Origin of the sequence: Shewanella ulleungensis (assembly GCF_014648315.1) — a bacterium.
Taxonomy (GTDB): domain Bacteria; phylum Pseudomonadota; class Gammaproteobacteria; order Enterobacterales; family Shewanellaceae; genus Shewanella; species Shewanella ulleungensis.
This window is the reverse complement of the sequence record NZ_BMQW01000003.1, coordinates 142,695-161,219: the sequence shown is the minus strand read 5'-3', so window position 1 is coordinate 161,219 and position 18,525 is coordinate 142,695. Positions and strand designations below refer to the sequence as shown.

The 18,525-nt window shown below is 41.4% G+C and carries 17 protein-coding genes; 10 read left to right on the top strand and 7 right to left on the bottom strand.

Annotated features, from left to right (window positions below):
- Positions 1-49: 49 nt before the first annotated feature.
- The 3 genes from pspC to pspA are packed head-to-tail and all read right to left on the bottom strand — an operon-like array spanning position 50 to position 1,375.
- Positions 50-445: an envelope stress response membrane protein PspC gene (gene pspC / locus IEY40_RS07480; RefSeq protein ID WP_188954826.1), complete on the bottom strand. Its 396-nt coding sequence runs from the start codon at positions 443-445 to the stop codon at positions 50-52.
- A complete protein-coding gene (gene pspB / locus IEY40_RS07475) occupies positions 432-671 on the bottom strand; it encodes an envelope stress response membrane protein PspB (RefSeq protein ID WP_188954824.1) in 240 nt (79 codons plus the stop codon). The genes pspC and pspB overlap by 14 nt, the downstream gene beginning before the upstream one ends.
- A 20-nt stretch (positions 672-691) precedes the next feature.
- On the bottom strand, positions 692-1,375 hold the full coding sequence (gene pspA, locus IEY40_RS07470; RefSeq protein ID WP_188954822.1) for a phage shock protein PspA: 684 nt from the start codon (positions 1,373-1,375) through the stop codon (positions 692-694).
- A gap of 193 nt (positions 1,376-1,568) precedes the next feature.
- Between pspA and pspF the strand changes: the two genes are divergently transcribed.
- From pspF to fabV, 7 genes are all read left to right on the top strand, one after another.
- Positions 1,569-2,639 carry a phage shock protein operon transcriptional activator gene (pspF, locus tag IEY40_RS07465; RefSeq protein ID WP_188954820.1) on the top strand — a complete coding sequence of 357 codons (1,071 nt, stop codon included), beginning with the start codon at positions 1,569-1,571 and terminating at the stop codon, positions 2,637-2,639.
- Positions 2,640-2,722: 83 nt separating this feature from the next.
- Entirely contained in the window at positions 2,723-4,348 is a 1,626-nt protein-coding gene (locus IEY40_RS07460) for an ABC transporter substrate-binding protein (protein ID WP_188954818.1), read from the top strand.
- Positions 4,349-5,380: an ABC transporter permease gene (locus IEY40_RS07455; RefSeq protein ID WP_188954816.1), complete on the top strand. Its 1,032-nt coding sequence runs from the start codon at positions 4,349-4,351 to the stop codon at positions 5,378-5,380.
- Positions 5,367-6,257, top strand: a complete 891-nt coding sequence (locus tag IEY40_RS07450; RefSeq protein ID WP_188954814.1) for an ABC transporter permease subunit — start codon at positions 5,367-5,369, stop codon at positions 6,255-6,257. The genes IEY40_RS07455 and IEY40_RS07450 overlap by 14 nt, the downstream gene beginning before the upstream one ends.
- A gap of 3 nt (positions 6,258-6,260) precedes the next feature.
- On the top strand, positions 6,261-7,268 hold the full coding sequence (locus IEY40_RS07445) for an oligopeptide/dipeptide ABC transporter ATP-binding protein (protein ID WP_188954812.1): 1,008 nt from the start codon (positions 6,261-6,263) through the stop codon (positions 7,266-7,268).
- Entirely contained in the window at positions 7,249-8,034 is a 786-nt protein-coding gene (locus tag IEY40_RS07440; RefSeq protein ID WP_188955318.1) for a peptide ABC transporter ATP-binding protein, read from the top strand. Before IEY40_RS07445 ends, IEY40_RS07440 begins: the two co-directional genes overlap by 20 nt.
- Before the next feature lie 105 nt (positions 8,035-8,139).
- Positions 8,140-9,342 carry an enoyl-ACP reductase FabV gene (gene fabV, locus IEY40_RS07435; RefSeq protein WP_188954810.1) on the top strand — a complete coding sequence of 401 codons (1,203 nt, stop codon included), beginning with the start codon at positions 8,140-8,142 and terminating at the stop codon, positions 9,340-9,342.
- Between the two features lie 257 nt (positions 9,343-9,599).
- Here the strand turns inward: fabV and IEY40_RS07430 are convergent, their stop codons facing one another.
- Entirely contained in the window at positions 9,600-11,369 is a 1,770-nt protein-coding gene (locus tag IEY40_RS07430; protein WP_188954808.1) for a flavocytochrome c, read from the bottom strand.
- A 269-nt stretch (positions 11,370-11,638) separates the two neighbouring features.
- Here IEY40_RS07430 and IEY40_RS07425 point away from each other — a divergent pair, with 269 nt between their 5' ends.
- The 3 genes from IEY40_RS07425 (at position 11,639) to IEY40_RS07415 (ending at position 15,021) form a co-directional block, all read left to right on the top strand.
- On the top strand, positions 11,639-12,694 hold the full coding sequence (locus IEY40_RS07425; RefSeq protein ID WP_188954806.1) for a porin: 1,056 nt from the start codon (positions 11,639-11,641) through the stop codon (positions 12,692-12,694).
- A 192-nt stretch (positions 12,695-12,886) separates the two neighbouring features.
- The gene (locus IEY40_RS07420; protein ID WP_308424500.1) at positions 12,887-13,780 is read left to right on the top strand and encodes a LysR family transcriptional regulator; all 894 of its coding nucleotides are present in this window, start codon (positions 12,887-12,889) and stop codon (positions 13,778-13,780) included.
- Positions 13,777-15,021, top strand: a complete 1,245-nt coding sequence (locus IEY40_RS07415) for a DUF819 family protein (protein WP_188954802.1) — start codon at positions 13,777-13,779, stop codon at positions 15,019-15,021. The genes IEY40_RS07420 and IEY40_RS07415 overlap by 4 nt, the downstream gene beginning before the upstream one ends.
- Positions 15,022-15,083: 62 nt before the next feature.
- Here the strand turns inward: IEY40_RS07415 and IEY40_RS07410 are convergent, their stop codons facing one another.
- From IEY40_RS07410 to hupB, 3 genes are all read right to left on the bottom strand, one after another.
- A complete protein-coding gene (locus IEY40_RS07410; protein ID WP_188954800.1) occupies positions 15,084-15,989 on the bottom strand; it encodes an AraC family transcriptional regulator in 906 nt (301 codons plus the stop codon).
- Between the two features lie 126 nt (positions 15,990-16,115).
- Positions 16,116-17,993, bottom strand: a complete 1,878-nt coding sequence (locus IEY40_RS07405) for a SurA N-terminal domain-containing protein (protein ID WP_188954798.1) — start codon at positions 17,991-17,993, stop codon at positions 16,116-16,118.
- A 220-nt stretch (positions 17,994-18,213) separates the two neighbouring features.
- Positions 18,214-18,486, bottom strand: coding sequence for a nucleoid-associated protein HU-beta (gene hupB / locus IEY40_RS07400; protein WP_160053351.1), 273 nt, complete (start codon positions 18,484-18,486; stop codon positions 18,214-18,216).
- Positions 18,487-18,525 lie beyond the last annotated feature (39 nt).

The window sequence follows — 18,525 nt, the reverse complement described above, 5'->3', positions numbered from 1 at the left end:
TAAATCAAGGTAAATAAAACAAGGGCGGTAAACCGCCCATTTAGAATCATTAGAGACTATTGATTTCCCGTTTTAAGTCAAAGCTGTCTGACGTTACGTGTTTCTCAAGTCGTTGTAGTCGAGTTTCGAGGCCATTAAACTGGCGACTAACATCAAACAAAGCGCGTTTAGCGGGTTCGCCGGCTTGCCATACTTTCTTTTTGACTTCGATATCTTTGTGCTCTTCTTTATAATCTAACGCTTGTGGTTTGACATCTAATATCATCCATAGCGCGATATAAATCACAAACACAAACCCGGTTCCACCAAGCAAAAATATCGATACAGCTAACACACGCACTAACCAGGTTTCAAAGTTAAAGTAATCCGCGATGCCTGAACAGACTCCCGCTATTTTACCACTTTTAGGATTGCGATATAACGTTCGACCATTAGATGTGCCCATGTTTCGCCCTCCACTCTGGTGAATCAGTATCTAAAATCGCTTCTAAAGTTTCTATGCGATGGCTCATTTTTTCAGCTTTCGCAATTAAATCATTGAGCTGACCAAATTCTTCCTCTGTGAGTCCTTGGCTCACTTGTCGCTTACTGCGGTAGTGAAGAATCAACCAAATGGGGGCAACAACAACCAAGAAAATGATAATTGGTGCTACAAGAAGATCCATATCCATAACTCACCTCTGAAAAATTATTATGCTTTTGATTTAGGTTGTGATTTTGCATTTACTTTTGCTTTTAGTGCAGCTAACTCATCGTTAACAGCATCTTCAGCTTCTAATGCTGCAAACTCATCAGCAAGTGAATCTTTTTTACCTAAGTCATATGATTCAACTTGAGCTTCTAGGCCTTCTACACGACGCTCATATTGCTCAAACTTCATCATTGCATCATCAATTTTGCTTGAATCAAGCTGCTTTTTCACTTCTAAGCGTGAGGTCGCAGTTTGTTTACGCATAATGATGGTTTTTTGGCGAGCACGGGCATCATTCAATTTGTCTTGAAGTTGCGCCACTTCGTCTTTTAAACGAGTGATATGCTCTTCAACAACTTGCAATTCCATTTCAAGCGTTTGCAGTAAACCAGTGGTTTTTTGCTTTTCAATTAAGGCGGCTTTTGCTAAATCTTCACGATCTTTAGATAATGCTAACTCAGCTTTGTTCTGCCAATCTTGAACTTGCTCTTGAACACGGTTAATGCGGCGTAACAGTTCTTTTTTCTCAGCCAATACTTTGGCAGAGGTTGAACGAACTTCAACTAGCGTGTCTTCCATTTCTTGAATGATAAGGCGAACCATTTTTTCTGGATCTTCGGCTTTATCTAGTATTGCACTGATATTTGAATTAACGATATCTGCAAAGCGAGAGAAAATTCCCATAATGTATTCCTCAAAAAGTAACGTGGATGTCGCAATAGGTATTACACATTGCGTGCCAACTTTTTCAACTATAACAATATCAGGCAGTTATACAAAATTTTAACTTTTACTTTCAATTATTAACTAAGCCATCTATTATGATTTTCACCAATTATTAGTCTAATTCACTAACAATTTTGCGAGAAAGCCAACTGTGAGTAAACAATACCAACAAGATAATCTCATCGGCCAATCTAATGCGTTACTTGAAGTATTAGAGCATGTGTCTAAAGTCGCGCCGTTATCAAAACCTGTGCTCATTATTGGTGAGCGAGGTACGGGGAAAGAGTTAATAGCAGAACGTTTGCATTACTTATCTGCCCGATGGGACCAAAGCTTTATTAAACTTAATTGTTCATCATTAAGTGAAAACTTACTCGAAAGTGAGCTTTTTGGCCATGAATCTGGTTCATTTACAGGTGCCAAAGGTAAACACGAAGGCCGCTTTGAGCGCGCCGATGGTGGCACTCTGTTTCTAGATGAGCTGGCCAATACTTCAGGTTTGATCCAGGAAAAGTTACTCCGTGTAATTGAATACGGTGAATTTGAACGTGTCGGCGGCAGCAAAACTGTCCAGTCTGATGTGAGATTAATTTGTGCGGCTAACGAAGATTTACCCGCTCTGGCAGAAAGTGGAGAATTTAGGGCTGATTTACTAGACCGCTTAGCTTTTGATGTCATTACTTTACCGCCGCTGCGCAGTCGTACAGAAGATATTATGCCATTAGCTGAACATTTTGCTATTAGCATGGCTAGACAGCTTGGGCTAGAATATTTTGGCGGCTTTGGGGCAATAGCCATTGAGCAACTCATGATGCACGACTGGCCGGGCAATATCCGTGAACTTAAAAATGTTGTTGAGCGTAGCGTGTACCGAGAAGGCTCTGAAGGGCAAGAGATTGATCACATTATTTTAGATCCCTTTGCATCCCCCTATCGTCCTTTAAGCAGAGTTAAAACTCGCGAACGTCAAGCAAGACCCATTGAATCCATAATAGATAAACCGGAAGCGGATGCTGAACAAAGTGAGATAACTTTAATGCAAAGTAGCATCGAGTTTCCGATAAACTTCAAAGAATACACCGAAAATGCCGAGGTAACGTTATTACAACGCGCACTTGCTGAAGGCCTATATAACCAAAAGAAAACCGCGGATTTACTTGGGTTAAGCTATCACCAGCTCAGAGGTATTCTCAAAAAGTACAACTTACTTGATAAGTCGTAAATGAACTCATGCATCAGCGATTGCTCCACTGACATGAACACTGTTAAAATACTGACTCAAAGTCGATAAAAAATGATCACACCATGCCTGTTATAGTAAAACGCTGGTATCAGCTGATTTCCTTATGTTTTACCAGTTTACTACTGGCAGCATGTGGACAAGCACAATTGCCTTCTGGTTTGGTATATTGCAGCGAAGGTAACCCTGAGAGCTTTAACCCACAATTAGTTACCTCTGGCACCACTATTGATGCCACTTCAAACCAAATTTACAGCCGCTTGGTCAATTACAGCCAAGCTAAAGCCGATATCATTCCAGGCCTTGCTACAGAGTGGCTTATGTCTGAAGACGGCTTAAGTTATCAGTTTACTTTACGTGAACATGTCAGTTTCCATAAAACACGCCAATTTACGCCAGCAAGAGACTTTAATGCTGACGATGTACTGTTTTCATTCAATCGCATTATCGATCCCTTACACCCCTATCACTTAGTCAGTCGAACAGGCTATCCATTTTTTCAAAGTATTGGATTTGCAAACCTTATTGAATCCATTGAAAAGGTAAATGACTATCAAGTTATATTCCATTTAACCCGAAAGGATGCTTCGTTCTTATCTAATTTGGCGACAGATTTTGCTGTCATATTATCTGCAGAATACGGTTATCAATTGTTATCTCAAGGTAAACCTGAAGACATTGATTATTATGCGGTAGGTACCGGACCATTTCAGCTCAACCAATATGTTAAAAACGAGTATATTCGTTATAAAAAACATCCAGTTTATTGGGGGCCAACGGTAGAACTCGATCAGCTAGTGTTTGATATCACCCCACGAAGCACTGCTCGTATTGCAAAATTGATTACCGGTGACTGCAGCGTATCAGCGTTACCTAAAGCCGGCGAACTTGCTGTGGTCGCGCAGCACCCTGATGTAATTGTTGAAGCAAAACCAGGATTAAACGTGTCTTTTTGGGCTTTTAATACCCAAAAGCCGCCGCTCGATGATGTCCGCGTGAGACGAGCTCTTGCACATGCTATTGATAAGCGTAATATTCTGGATGCGGTGTATAACGATACTGCGGTTGAAGCCACAGGCGTATTACCACCCGCATCGTGGGCTTACTCTAAAAATTTATCGCCAAATGAATACAACCCACAAAAAGCCATTGAGTTATTGAACGAGGCTGGGATTAATAATTTATCAATAAATGTTTGGGCGATGCCAGTTGCACGCATTTATAACCCAAGTGCATTAAAAACAGCCGAACTTATACAAGCCGATTTAGCACGAATAGGCGTAAAGCTGAATATCATTAGCTATGATTGGAGTGTATTTACGCAAAAGCTTTCTACCTCAAACTATGATTCTGTATTAATCGGATGGAATGCAGATAACAGTGATCCTGATAACTTTTTTACCCCGTTACTTAGTTGTGCAGCGCTGGCATCAAACAACAACCGGTCTAGATGGTGCCAAAAAGACTTTGAACATTTACTCACTCAAGCGCAAAGTGTTACGTCACAACCAGAACGCAAAGCATTTTATCAGTCAGCTGAAGCGATTATTAGCGACCAGGTTCCTATGGTGACTCTGGCTCATGCAAAGAAGGTCGTCCTGAAAAAGAACAATATTACTGCAATGCAAATTCGCCCTTATGGCGGTATTTCATTTGCAAAAGCGATACAGACATCAGAGGAAGGCGAATAAATGTGGCGTTATCTTTTTAGACGCATCACCCTGTTTGTTGCCACATCGATGTTGATGATAGCAGTACTGTTTGTTGCCACGGGTTTGTTTCCAGCCAGCAAAGCCTACTCGTTGTCGGGGATCCAATATCCCACAGCCGAACAACAACGACAGATAGACATCGATTATCAATTAAACGATAACGTATTATTGCAATTTACCGCTTATCTTCGTCAGCGGTTATCGGGCAATTTAGGGATTTCGAGTAATTCACAACAAACAGTGGCAGGAGAGTTAGCATCGGTGTTACCCGCCTCTTTTGAATTATCATTGTTCTCTGGTTTTATTGCAGTATTTTTTGGTGTTCCTATCGGGGTGATAGCAGCTCTAAGCCGAAACAAAGCTCTGCAACACAGCATTTTAGCGTTTACATTAACAGGATATTCCATTCCGGTTTTTTGGCTTGGACTAACATTGTCGATGTGGTTTGGGGTGAATTTAGGTTGGTTACCTATTTCTGGACAAATTAACTTATTATATGAAATTGAACCCGTAACCGGCTTTATGTTAGTAGACACATTAATGTCCGAATCAGCTTACCGTATTCCCGCTTTTCATGACGCAGTGCTGCATCTGATATTACCTGCAGTAACCTTAGCGCTGTTACCCTTTACCTTGGTTGTCCGCATTACTCGACAAGCTGTGATTAATGTCATGAATCAAACCTATATTCGCGCAGCTGAAGCTCGGGGATTACATACTTTTAAAATACTCGTCCGCCATGCAATGCCCAACGCACTTATTCCGGTACTCAAAAGCATTGGCTTAATGCTCGGTTCATTTGCTAGCTACGGTATTGTTGTCGAAGTCATATTTTCGTGGCCAGGTGTTGGCAGTTGGTTGGTTTCAGGGATTTATCAACGAGACTATACCGTTATTCAAGCAGGCATTTTGTCCGTGTCGCTGTTAATTATTTTCTTAAGTATTTTGATTGACCTATTGCATACCGCAATCAATCCGATGAGTAGAAAGGAATTATATGCCGCGCATTAAAGTCTATCATGAAGACCATATCGACTCGCCAATGTGGCGCGTTTGGCAAAGCTTTTCATCCAATCCGTTTGCGGTAATAGGTTTGTGGGCGGTAATATTTTTACTGGTGCTGACCATTTTTGCCCCGATTATTGCGCCCTACTCTGCAGAAGCTCAAGATCAACAAGTTTTGCTCTTGCCACCGTCATGGGATCCGGCAGGTAAAGTCGAACACTTTTTAGGTACAGATGATTTAGGCCGTGATATTTTCAGCCGCATTTTACATGGCGTGCAACTAACCTTCGGCATGTCGTTATTAATTGTGGCGGTGTCATTATTTTTTGGCTTTATTATTGGCTCTTTGTCGGGAATGATGCGCGGTATCAAGTCTAGCGTACTCAGTCATTTACTCGATGCACTATTGTCTATCCCGTCATTATTAATGGCCATTTTGGTGGTTGCGGTGATGGGACCGGGTTTGAACAATGTATTTTGGGGCGTGGTGATTGCCATGATCCCGCAATTTGTGCGTGCAATTCATCTTGCCGTCCATGAAGAACTGCAAAAAGAGTATGTTACCGCAGCAAGATTAGATGGAGCTAATTCCATGCAAATTTTTTGGTATGTGATTATGCCTAACGTGTGGGATGTATTAATTATTCAGGTTACGATGGCGATTTCTGCGGCCATTTTGGATATTGCCGCATTAGGTTTTTTAAACTTAGGTGCACAAGCGCCGAGCCCTGAATGGGGCGCGATGGTGGCGCAAGGATTAGATAACTTATTACTCGCGCCATGGACAGTGACTATTCCCGGTGTTGCCATTTTGTTTACTGTATTATCGGTAAATTTAGTGGGTGACGGTTTACGCTCAGCACTTGCACCAATAAGAAACTAACTTATGCCATTACTCGACGTGCGTAATCTCACCATTGAACTCGATACCGCTCAAGGCCGCGTGAAAGTGCTTGAAAAGGTTAGCTTGACCATCAATCCAGGTGAAATCCATGGCCTAGTGGGTGAATCAGGTTCTGGTCGCAGCTTATTTGCTAAAGCTATTTTAGGCGTACTTGGCCCCAATTGGCATATTATCGCCGATCGAATGATGTGGGATGGTAAAAATCTACTTGAAATGAGCGCCAAAGAACGGCGTAATTTAATGGGTTGCGACATTGCAATGATTTTCCAAGATCCATCCGGCAGTTTAGATCCAGTCAAAACGATTGGCAGTCAAATTATTGAAGCTATGATGCCTAATAAAAATGTGCCTTTTTGGCGTCGTAGCCGCGACACCTATTTGAATGCGCAAAAATGGTTACATAAAGTAGGCATAAAAAAACCTAAACAGCTGATGAAATGTTATCCATGGGAATTGTCTGAAGGCGAATGTCAAAAAGTCATGATTGCGATGGCGGTAGCAAATCACCCTAAGTTATTGATTGCTGACGAACCGACCAACTCGATGGAGCTCAATACTCAAGCACAAATATTTAGGTTATTATCGCAACTTAACCAACTGCAAAATGTATCCATATTATTGGTAAGCCACGAACTTGAAATTATGGTGAACTGGTGTGATAACCTAACCATTTTATACAGTGGCCAGGTGATGGAGTCTGGGCCTGCTGCGGCAATGGCAGAAATGCCCTTTCATCCTTACACTCGAGCACTGTTAAAAAACTTACCGGATCACACTCAAAAAATGCGGCATAAAGCTGACTTACCAACACTACAAGGTTCGTCACCGTCGATGCAACACTTGCCTACAGGATGTCGATTAGGTCCACGCTGTCCTGAAGCGCAGCGTAAATGTGTAAAACAGCCACACCTTGAGCACAGTAAAGGACGCTATTTTGCCTGCCATTTCCCTTACCAAAGTGAGCAAGAAGATGACGACGCCATTGCTTAAAGTGAACGACTTGTGCAAACAATACGTCACAGGTTATAAACGTTTTAAACCACAATATTATCAAGCCTTGGCACCTGTATCGTTTGAACTCGAACGAGGCGAAACGATGGCAATTGTGGGTTCAGTTGGTTCAGGGAAAAGCACATTAGCGCGTATTCTAGTTGGCGCTGAACGCCGAAGCGGCGGTGAGATTTTTTTTGAAGGTGAAGCGTTAGAAACTCGCAACCAAAAACAACGTTGTCGGTTAATAAGGATGATTTTTCAAGATCCTACCACCTCGCTCAACCCACGTTTATCAATAGGTAATTTACTTAAAGAACCTTTACGCTTTAACACCACATTAAATTCTAATGAGCGTAAAGCCTTAGTATTTGAAACCTTGCGTAAAGTAGGATTACTGCCAGAGCATGCCGATTTTTATCCACATATGATTTCTGAAGGACAAAAGCAACGCGTTGCCGTCGCGCGCGCATTAATGCTCAACCCTAAAATTATTATTGCCGATGAAGCCTTAACGGCTTTGGATATGTCTGTACGCTCTCAAATTATTAACTTATTGTTAAAATTACAGAAAGAGATGGGCCTGTCGTATATTTTTGTATCGCACAATCTTAATATTGTTCGCCACGTCAGCGACAAAGTCATGGTGTTACAAAATGGCGTTATGGTTGAAAAAACCACCACTGAAGCCTTATTTAACTCACCTCAACATGAATACACCCAAAGGCTCATTCAAGAACAAAGTCAATTTATGCAACGACGCTAAACTGCTCCAACCACTGTACATTTACAGGCTTTTTAGCAAAAATCAGTGCCATTTACGCGTCGAACTAATTATCCTAGAGCCAATGTTAAAGGAAGAAACCTAAATATGATTATTAAACCTAAGATCCGTGGCTTTATTTGTACAACAACTCACCCAGTTGGCTGTGAAGCCAATGTAAAAGAGCAAATCGAGCTAACCAAAGCCAAAGGCAAAATTGCTAACGGCCCTAAAAAAGTCCTTGTTGTGGGCTCTTCAAGTGGTTATGGCTTGTCTTCTCGTATTGCCTCAGCATTTGGTAGCGACGCGGCAACTATTGGGGTGTTTTTTGAAAAACCAAGCTCTGAAACCAAACCTGGGACAGCTGGCTGGTACAATACAGCGGCATTCGACAAATTTGCTAAAGCTGAAGGCTTATATTCTAAAAGTATCAATTGCGACGCCTTTAGCCATGCAGCCAAACAACAAGTTATTGACTTGATCAAACAAGATTTAGGTCAAATCGACATGGTGGTATATTCATTAGCATCACCTGTTCGCAAACTTCCAGACACTGGTGAAGTGATCCGCTCATCACTTAAACCTATTGGTCAAACCTACTCAGCTACCGCTGTAGACACCAATAAAAATACCATTATTGAAACCTCAGTAGAGCCTGCAACAGAGCAAGAGATTGCCGACACAATTACTGTTATGGGTGGCCAAGACTGGGAAATATGGATGAGTGCGCTTAGCGATGCTGGCGTATTAGCTGATGGTTGTAAAACAGTGGCTTACAGTTACATTGGTACCGAATTAACCTGGCCAATTTACTGGCATGGTGCACTTGGACAAGCCAAGATGGATTTAGACCGCGCAGCACACGCACTTAACACCCAACTCGCAACCACTGGTGGTTCAGCCAACGTAGCGGTATTGAAAAGTGTTGTGACTCAAGCCAGTTCAGCAATTCCTGTAATGCCACTATATATTGCTATGGTGTTCAAGAAGATGCGTCAAGAAGGCCTTCACGAAGGGTGTATGGAGCAAATTTACCGTTTGTTTACAGAACGTTTATACCGTGAAGATGGTCAAGCTCCTGTCGTTGACAGTGAAAACCGTCTGCGTTTAGACGATTGGGAATTGCGTGAAGATATTCAGCAACACTGCCGCGATTTATGGCCACAAGTGACTACTGAGAACCTTAGCGAGTTAACTGACTACAATGAATACAAAGAAGAGTTTTTAAAACTATTCGGCTTTGGCATTGAGGGTATCGATTACGAAGCGGATGTCGATCCTAACGTGACATTTGAGGTTATTGAACTGTAACGTTCAATTAGAATTAGCATCTCATTAGCCAAAAGCCGCAATGCACGCATTGCGGCTTTTTTGTATTTAAAAGAACCATTAAACTCACGTTAATACCATTCCCTGCTTTGTATATTCTGCCCATCGTCAAGATCAACAAACAATGATGCGAGTCGCTACACCAAAGGTTTATATTCATTCCATATTAGACATAAAAAAGGGTTAAGCCAGATGGCTTAACCCAAAGTAACGCAAGGGGGTAATAAGATGAAGTAAATCTATTTGTTATCTAGCGCATATTTAGCGGCATTTTCTCCTGCAATTCGACCAAAGACTACAGTATCGGCTATTGCGTTACCACCTAAGCGGTTATAACCATGCACCCCACCAGTCACTTCACCAGCAGCAAATAGACCAACAATAGGCTTACTTTGAAGATCAAGAACTGATGCGGTTGTATTTACCGCGACACCACCCATAGTGTGGTGAATACCAGGCGCGACTTTAACGGCATAGTAAGGGCTTTGTGTCATGTTTAGTGGCATATCATCACGACCAAACGCAGTGTCTTTACCTGAAGCGACATAACCATTGTAATCACTGACTGTTTTAGCTAAATCGGCTGCTTTCATTCCGGTTTTTTCAGCTAATTTTTCAATGCTATCACCCTTATAAAGCATGTTTAGGTGATCATAACCACGGACCATTTTGGCTTTTGCGTATAACTGGTTATCAAAAATAAGCCAAGCAAACTGTTCAGGTTGTTTTAAAATGGCATCTGAAGCTTTGTCACGGGTAGTTAACTCACTAATAAAGCGATTACCATCTTTGTTTACCATAACAGCACCGACACCACGCACAGTCTCTGAAATCAGAATACGGCTATCTTTACCAACGGTTGGATGCGCTTGAACCCAATCGATATCGGTCATGCTGGCACCGATTTCTTTTGCCAGTAACACACCATCACCTGTTGCGGTAATATTGTTAGAACTGGTCATGTCTTTCATTGTTGGACGGTAATAAGCAATCATTTCTTTATTCATACCGTAACCACCAGTTGCTAACACCACTGATTTAGCACTAATCATGTAATATCCAGTGTGCTTGCCGTGTACAACCGCACCGACAACAGTGTGATCATCATTAACCACTAACTTAACAACGCGTGAATTTAAGCGAGTATCAATGCCTTGAGCTTTAGTTGCTGCTCGTAAGGTATCAATAATTTCAGGACCAGAACTTTTGCCGCCATGTGGACGATGAGTACGGTCAACTCGAGCACCACCAGAACGTTTTAGATCGTCTAAGTTAGCACCTAAAGACTCTAACCATTCCACGCCTTCAGCAGATTTTTCGGCAAGAATAGTCACGAGTTTTTTATCATTATGTTGACGACCGCCTTTCATCGCATCTTCGATAAACCATTCAACGCTGTCATCTACACCATGATCTTTTTGCTGTTTAGTACCTACAGCATTTATGCCACCAGCTGAAATCATAGAGTTACCACCACTAAAGGGCGCTTTCTCTACCAAAATAACATCAGCGCCAGCTTTTTTAGCTGTAAGTGATGCGTTAAAACCTGCACTACCGGCACCCACTACGAGTACGCCTGTTGATTCACGTGGGCCAGCAGCAATCGCTTTTTGAATTTTGTCCTGATCCCAACCTGTATCCCAAGGTTGTTTCTTTTTAGCATCAGCAAAAGGCATTGGTTTGTTATCAAATGAATGACATTCATTACAGTAGAATTTAGGTTCTTCATGGCCTTTGTGGCAACTAGTACAGTTAATATCACCTAAGTGTGAATTGTGTGGATCAAACTGTAGCTTGTCGTTAGCCAGTTCTGCGTAATCTCCATGACATGATTTACATTGCGCATTTTCATGAGTTTCACTGTCGCTTACGTTAATTGGTTTGGTATGACAAGACTGGCAGCTGTCCATTTCGGCGTGAAAAGACGCCAGGTCATTCGTCTTGGCTACCGCTGTACCAGAAGATAGCATCATCACTGCCATCGCTGAGACTAAGTATTTTAGTTTCATTGTTCATTTCCTTTTCTTATTGGTTATTGACTTGCTTTGTTGACGGCAAGATTACTCATAAAGAGATATCGAAACTTAGACACATGTCATATTTGGTCTTTGGTTAAGTTTTTGTGAAACCCTGTTCAGACTTTCTTAAAATGCTCAGTAATCTAACGGGCTGTGACCCACGTTCATGTTCACCTATTCGTAAATCTTTAGCATTCACCCATGCTTTCAACTCGATGCGAAAGCCAACTCATACAAATAACATTAACTAATGAGAAGAGATGACTATGAACACAAATAAAAGCTTACTTTCTATGGCGTTACTATCTGCCTTATCATTAATGTCTGCCAACACATTGGCCGACTCACCTACCGCTTATGGTCGTTTAGATATATCGATGACGAATTCAGATCACGGATTCACCACCCAAAATAGAAAAGAAGGCACCGTACTTGAAAACAACTTGAGTCGTGTGGGTGTAAAAGGCAGTGAAAAAATCAATGATGACTTGCAACTGGTTTACCAAATGGAAGTACAGGTAAATAGCGCGACAAATGAGGGTGACGAAGAGGTATTCAGCGCAAGAAGTACCTACTTAGGTGTAGCATCCAATGCCGGTACTGTATTAATTGGCCGCAATGATACTGTGATGAAATCATCTAAAGGTGATGTCGAAGCATTTGATTTAACCAACGCAGCTTATAACCGCATGATTGCCGGTCAAGACAGAAAAGCGGATGGTATTACATATTACTCTCCTACCATTGCAGGTTTATTTACAGTAAATGGAACGTACCTCGTTGATGATAACTTCGAAGACAGCGATGAAACGCAATATGCATTAAGTGTTGTGGCTGGTGATAAAAAATTGAAAAGCACCCATTACTATGTCGCGGGAGCTTATAACACGATTGGAGGGGTTGATGCTTATCGTGCTGTTGGACAGGTTAAATTAGGTGACTTTAAAGTAGGCGGATTATTCCAAAACACCGAAAGCCAAACATTCGACCAAAAAGAAGGTAACTCATACTTTTTCACGGTGACTTACGATTTAAATGGTATTGATTTAAAAGTTGAATACGGTCAAGACGAAGCCGGTTTTGGTAAGTTCATCAAGTATAACTCAGCAGTTGCATCGAGCGCTGATTTCAACCAAGCAACCGATGTTGAAGTGACCTCGTTGATATTTGGTGCTAGATATCAATTATCAAAATCAACCATGCTGCAAGCGCACTATGCGATGTATGATGGTGAATATCAAATCGCGAATTCAGGCACGGTAATCGATCTAGTAGACGATAACATTGCCAGCGTTGGGGTACGATTTAACTTTTAACCTGAGCTCGCTTTTAGAGATCATTCATTTGCAAATCATCCAAGCCAAGTTAGATTGTCGTTTCAGCTAACTTGGCTTTATCACTAAATATTAAGAACTTTGCTCTTGTTAACATTTTTAACATTTTGATAGTCCCTTGTACGCAGGCATTCGCTAAGGCAAGGTATAATTCATCTAACAACCTTTACCGATATGCTTATGCGAATCACATTAAAACAATTATCTATTTTTAAAGCCATACATCACTGTGGGCAAATTTCTAAAGCAGCCAAAGAACTGCACATGTCAGTTCCAGCCGTTAGCATGGCATTAAGAGACTTAGAAGATTCACTAGGTAGTCGTTTATTTGAACGAAGCAGTACGGGACTGACCATTAATGACAATGGTGCAGTTATACTACCTTACGCCAATGAAATGCTGTCAAAAAGCATGGAGTTAGAGCATGTATTTGCTCAAGGCAATAATATTAGAGGCAGCATTAAAGTCGGTTGCAGCAAAACTGCAGGCAATTACGTATTGTCTCGAAAAATCCCTTTATTTAAAATGCAGCACCCTTCCGTTGATATTAAATTAGTCATAAATAATAGCCTTTGTATTGAGCAAATGGTTGCTGAAAAAGAATTAGATTTAGGCTTTGTGGACGCAAAACCTGGGCTTAAAAACCTATCTCATGAACCTTGGCTTAAAGACAGGCTATGTATTGTCACAGGATGTGATAACCCGCTCGTTACAGAAGTCATTACCAGTGAATTATTGTCCCAGCAACTTTGGGTGATGGATGAGACCATTTCGGTTTCTCGATTTAGAAATACTCAATTACTCAAAAGCGCCAACATTACCATCTTTCAAGAGTTATCAATGAACACGATGGGAGCAATAAAACGAGCCTTGGGTACAGGTTTTGGCGTCAGTGTTCTGCCACTTTTAGCGGTTGAGGAAGAGATTGTTCGCGGTGAGTTAGTTGAACTTGAATTAAACCATTGGGATTACTCACGCCATTACTGGGCAATTTATCGTAATGATGAACCACTAACGCGCCTTACACGTGAGTTTTTAGACTTTAGCTTACCAAAAACTGTTCAATGATAAATCAAGACCCTGTCATTCTTGGTTTATTGGCTGCCACACTGGGACTCATTTTTTATACCAGTGAACACCCTCATCCATTTTGGAAAAAGTTCTACCATTTTATGCCTGTTATGGTGGTGTGCTATATCGCGCCCTCATTGTTTAACACATTTGATATTATCGATACCACTCAAAGCCAATTAAACCATGTTGCCTCACGCTATATCATGCCATCTTGTCTCACATTGCTAATTATTAGCGTGGACATTAAGTCTATGCTAATGCTTGGACCGAAGATAATAGTGCTGTTTTTAGTTGGCAGTATCGGCATTATTCTAGGAGGACCTTTATCACTCTATATTTTCTCACTCTTGTCACCAGAACTAATTAACTGGGAGGGAAGCGCTGCGGCTTGGCGAGGCATGGCAACCCTTGCGGGTAATTGGATAGGCGGTACAGCTAATCAACTGGCCATGAAAGAAGTCTACGCTGTTGATGACAATATGTTTGCCATCATGATTTCTGTGAACGTGGTGTTTTCAGCGCTTTGGATGTCATTTTTACTCTTTTGTGCCAATCACGCTAATGCCATTGATAGCAAACTCAAAGCCGACAATAATGGCATAAACACACTGGTTGAGAGCATTAATTTACGAGACAAAACACAGTCTAAAATTAAGTTACCATTACCTAGTCTGTCCAGCTATATGGCTATTTTCGCAGTGGCATTTGGGGTCACAGGCTTTGCACACCTGGGGGCAGATCTATTAGTGCCATTTTTTAGTCAGCACTATCCTCAATCAGAAAAGCTAAGTTTCACATCGCACTTTTTTTGGATTGTTATCATTGTCACCAGTGTCAGTATTGCGTTGTCATACACCAAAGTACGCCGACTAGAACGCCAGGGAGCCTCGAAAATCTCGACAGCTTTACTGTACTTGTTAATCGCTACGATGGGATTAAAAATGGACTTAACCATGATTAATGACTTTCCAATTTATTTTGCCATTGGCTTTGTCTGGCTTGGCTTTCACGCATTACTGATTTTGATTGCAGGATTAATCATAAAAGCGCCATTAGCGTATATGGCCATTAGCAGCCAATGTTGCATTGGCGGCGCGGCATCATCGCCAATTGTGGCTATGGCGTTTAACCGCCACTTAGCTCCCGTTGCGGTGATGTTATCGGTATTTGGCTATGCTTGGGCCAATTACATGGTGTGGATTTGTGCCGAGTTAATGCGCATGATCAATCAATAAAGAATTCGTCCCTAAATAGCCGCCAATCATCAATGACGGCTCATTGATTAAAAAAACAAAAGCTATTGCAAAGGAAGGAAGATATCGACTGATTGTTGCAGTTCGGTGCCGGGCTCAACAACTTGGCCAACGTTAAGGCGTTCAAACATCAATGGGCTATTGCGTAATGAATATAACTGCTCGTTTAACCAAATACGGTAAAGGTAATCAACTCCAGCATGCAACAGCGCATTGATATTGCTATTTTGCTTATCGGTTGTTACCGATAGCTTTGCATAACGACCTGCAACAATAATTTTAGTCTCAATACCCTCTTGTGTTAAACCCGTAGACGCCAACCTAGATTGCGTTGCTTCATCAAGCTCGACGCCAATATCGATATGATATGGCTGCGTCTGTGGCAGACTGTGCACGAGATTAAATGTTCGACCAACGTTAGGCCCCACTTCGTTCTGTTGACGCCATTGAATAAAACGCTCGATCGTCTTAGGAATTGCCTTGGCAGGGCCATTGTGCGTAACGCTAGCCAGCGTTAAGCTATCCATTGACACTATCTCAACATTTGCAGTGAGCATTCCATCTTGAGGTGACTCAAACGATTTAAGCGGTTGTTGTTTGGAAAAGAAATTATTCCAATCGGGCGCTTGTCTGAATGACTGTGGGCTTTGACCAATACTATGGGTGAACGAGTCAACAAAATCAGTTTCATTGTTATAGCCTAAATTTGTCGCGAGAGTCTCAAGTGAAATTTGTTCACCAAACCCCAATTGATGGGCTGCCTGCAAACTTTTAAGTAACTCGACGTATTCTTCTATCGACAAACGGTATAGCGAGTAAAACAAGTGTTGAAAATGACACGCTGGCAGATCAGCAATCCTTGCGAGGTTATCAATATTCAGTGGCGCTGCAATATTAGAATCGATATAGGCGAGTGCTTTTTCAAATGCTTGATCGAGTTTATGGCTCACTTGTTTTCCTTAATGGCCTAAAAAAAAAAGACCTAGACAGTATGCCTAGGTCTTTTCTATTTCACTAATTTAATTGACTAAAACGAATAGACGATAATGAGATTAACGCAATTCATTGTCATTTAATTATTCAACTACTGGATATTCAATTTCAGCATCTGCTTTAAGTGTAGCAATTACCGCACGGTAATCAGCTTCACTATATTGTGGCGCTAAACGTTGCTTAAGAGTATTAATTAAGTTGTCATTAATGCCTTCAGCCTCATTTACTTTATCAACCACAATCACCGCATAGCCTGTGGCTAATGCAGCAGTATCAATCGTGACACTGTTTGCTGCAGGTGCTGCAATCTTAAATGCTTTATCAGTAATAGCTTGATCAATATCTTGATTAAAACGACCTAGCTTAGGCAATGCCGTTAATGTCGCACCGCTTAAGGTGTCATTACCTGCTTTTAACTGAGCCATAAATTCGGCCGCTTTTTCACGGGCGGTTTCATTAGCTTTATCTTGTTTTAAGCGATCACTAATTCCAGCTTTAACATCTGCGAAAGGCATAGTGCCAGCCATAGAGTGTTGCTTCATACGAATAACAACCACATGGTTAGGCGCCAACTCAATCACATCACTGTTCATACCGCTGGCTAACACTTGATCAGAGAAGGCTGCTTTAATGAACTCAGGATTATTAAATTGTGCAGGTACATTGTCACGAGAAAATAATGCAGTAGTTTGTACTTTTCCGCCAACAGCTTGGGCAGTTTCGCTTAACGTATCTGGAATTTCATAGCTCGTATCAGCAAGTTTACTTTGTAAGCCATAAAACACATCAAGGGCTTTCTTTTCTTGTAACTGAGCAACAATTTTTGCTTTTACGTCAGCAAATGAAGTTGCCTGGCTTGCTTGAATATCAAGTAACTTAATGATGTGATAACCAAATTCACTCTTAACAACGGGTGATACTTTACCTTGTTGTAAGGCAAATAACGCTTCATCGAAAGCAGGATCCATTACGCCTTGTTCAAACCAATCTAATTGACCGCCTTGCTCTGCACTTAATTGATCGTCTGAATCTGCTTTAGCCACTTCAGCAAAATCTTCACCATTGTTAAGCTTAGCGGCAATCGCGTCTGCTTTTGCTTTATCTGCGCTTTCATCGTCAGTGGCGGCAACAAATATATGTGCAGCTAAACGTTTTTCAGGTGTTTGATATTGCGATTGATGCTCATCGTAATAAGCTTGCACTTCTTCGTCTGTAGTTTGGCTATTCTGAGCCATATCAGCAGCATTAAGTTCAACATACTCTAAGCTGACTTTTTCAGGGCTCATAAACTGAATGACGTTAGCATCATAATAGGTTTGAGCCTCTTCGTCAGACACTGAAACCGTCGATAAGAAAGGCGTAGAATCAACCACTAAATAGCGTATATCGCGTGTTTGACCTTGAACTTGTGCAAGCTGTTTAGCTTCACCGTCTAATACAAACTCACTACCAACAAGTGCATTTAATAGCTGACGACGAGTCATGTCAACACGCATCATGGTTCTGAAACTGGTCGTTTGATATCCGAGTTGACGTAATACCGCTAGGTATCGGTCATTATCAAATTTCCCATCAGTTTGAAATGCAGGTTCTTCAATAATGGCTTTTTTGATTTGCTCGTCAGATACACGTAAACCTAATTTATTAGCAGCTTGATCAATCAATTTATCAGCGACTAAACGGTCTAATACACCCTGCTTTATGCCATTCATGTAGTTGTCATCAGCGGCTAATGCATTAAACATTTCACCCAACTGTTGCTCAATGCGCGAGCGTTCATTTTGGAATGCATTTTCAAGTTCGCTGGCGCTAACTTCTTCACCATTAACGATTGCAGCAGGTACACCTGTGTTAGAGCCTAAATAGCTGCTGACACCGGCAAAAGCAAAAGAAAGTATCACAAGCACAAGAATTGTTTTAGCAACAACCCCTTGTGATCCTTCACGGATTTTTTCTAACATCTGAATTCTCGCTTGTTGCGATTAATAAAATAAAAAGGCGCATCACCTTGTGGATGCGCCTTAATGTAAATTATATGGAGTTATCAGACGCTACCACGGGTATGACCCAATACTCCCAATATTCATTATGCTATACATAACGATATTGCTTTTCGTAAAAAGCACCGCCTAAGCAGTGCTTGTATTACGAATGCCTTACAAAGGCTACGTTGCTAACGATTTAGTTAACAGCGTCTTTTAGCGCTTTGCCAGCTTTGAACGCAGGAATGTTCGCAGCAGCAATTTTAATTTCTTTACCCGTTTGTGGGTTACGGCCAGTACGTTCAGCACGTTGACGTACTTCAAATGTACCAAAACCAACTAGAGAAATCTTATCGCCTTCTTTAAGACCTTCAGTTACCGCAGCGATAAATGAGTCTAGTGCGCGGCCAGCAGCAGCTTTAGAAATATCAGCACCAGATGCGATTTTCTCGATTAGTTCAGATTTGTTCATGTCATCCCCTTGAATGTTATTGTCGCGCCGCAACCAAAT

Bases quoted from the DNA above. Each gene is read 5' to 3' on its own strand.
- pspC (WP_188954826.1), bottom strand. From the start codon at position 445: ATGGGCACATCTAATGGTCGAACGTTATATCGCAATCCTAAAAGTGGT.
- pspB (WP_188954824.1), bottom strand. From the start codon at position 671: ATGGATATGGATCTTCTTGTAGCACCAATTATCATTTTCTTGGTTGTT.
- pspA (WP_188954822.1), bottom strand. From the start codon at position 1,375: ATGGGAATTTTCTCTCGCTTTGCAGATATCGTTAATTCAAATATCAGT.
- IEY40_RS07460 (WP_188954818.1), top strand. From the start codon at position 2,723: ATGCCTGTTATAGTAAAACGCTGGTATCAGCTGATTTCCTTATGTTTT.
- IEY40_RS07455 (WP_188954816.1), top strand. From the start codon at position 4,349: ATGTGGCGTTATCTTTTTAGACGCATCACCCTGTTTGTTGCCACATCG.
- IEY40_RS07450 (WP_188954814.1), top strand. From the start codon at position 5,367: ATGCCGCGCATTAAAGTCTATCATGAAGACCATATCGACTCGCCAATG.
- IEY40_RS07445 (WP_188954812.1), top strand. From the start codon at position 6,261: ATGCCATTACTCGACGTGCGTAATCTCACCATTGAACTCGATACCGCT.
- IEY40_RS07440 (WP_188955318.1), top strand. From the start codon at position 7,249: ATGACGACGCCATTGCTTAAAGTGAACGACTTGTGCAAACAATACGTC.
- fabV (WP_188954810.1), top strand. From the start codon at position 8,140: ATGATTATTAAACCTAAGATCCGTGGCTTTATTTGTACAACAACTCAC.
- IEY40_RS07430 (WP_188954808.1), bottom strand. From the start codon at position 11,369: ATGAAACTAAAATACTTAGTCTCAGCGATGGCAGTGATGATGCTATCT.
- IEY40_RS07425 (WP_188954806.1), top strand. From the start codon at position 11,639: ATGACTATGAACACAAATAAAAGCTTACTTTCTATGGCGTTACTATCT.
- IEY40_RS07420 (WP_308424500.1), top strand. From the start codon at position 12,887: ATGCTTATGCGAATCACATTAAAACAATTATCTATTTTTAAAGCCATA.
- IEY40_RS07415 (WP_188954802.1), top strand. From the start codon at position 13,777: ATGATAAATCAAGACCCTGTCATTCTTGGTTTATTGGCTGCCACACTG.
- IEY40_RS07405 (WP_188954798.1), bottom strand. From the start codon at position 17,993: ATGTTAGAAAAAATCCGTGAAGGATCACAAGGGGTTGTTGCTAAAACA.
- hupB (WP_160053351.1), bottom strand. From the start codon at position 18,486: ATGAACAAATCTGAACTAATCGAGAAAATCGCATCTGGTGCTGATATT.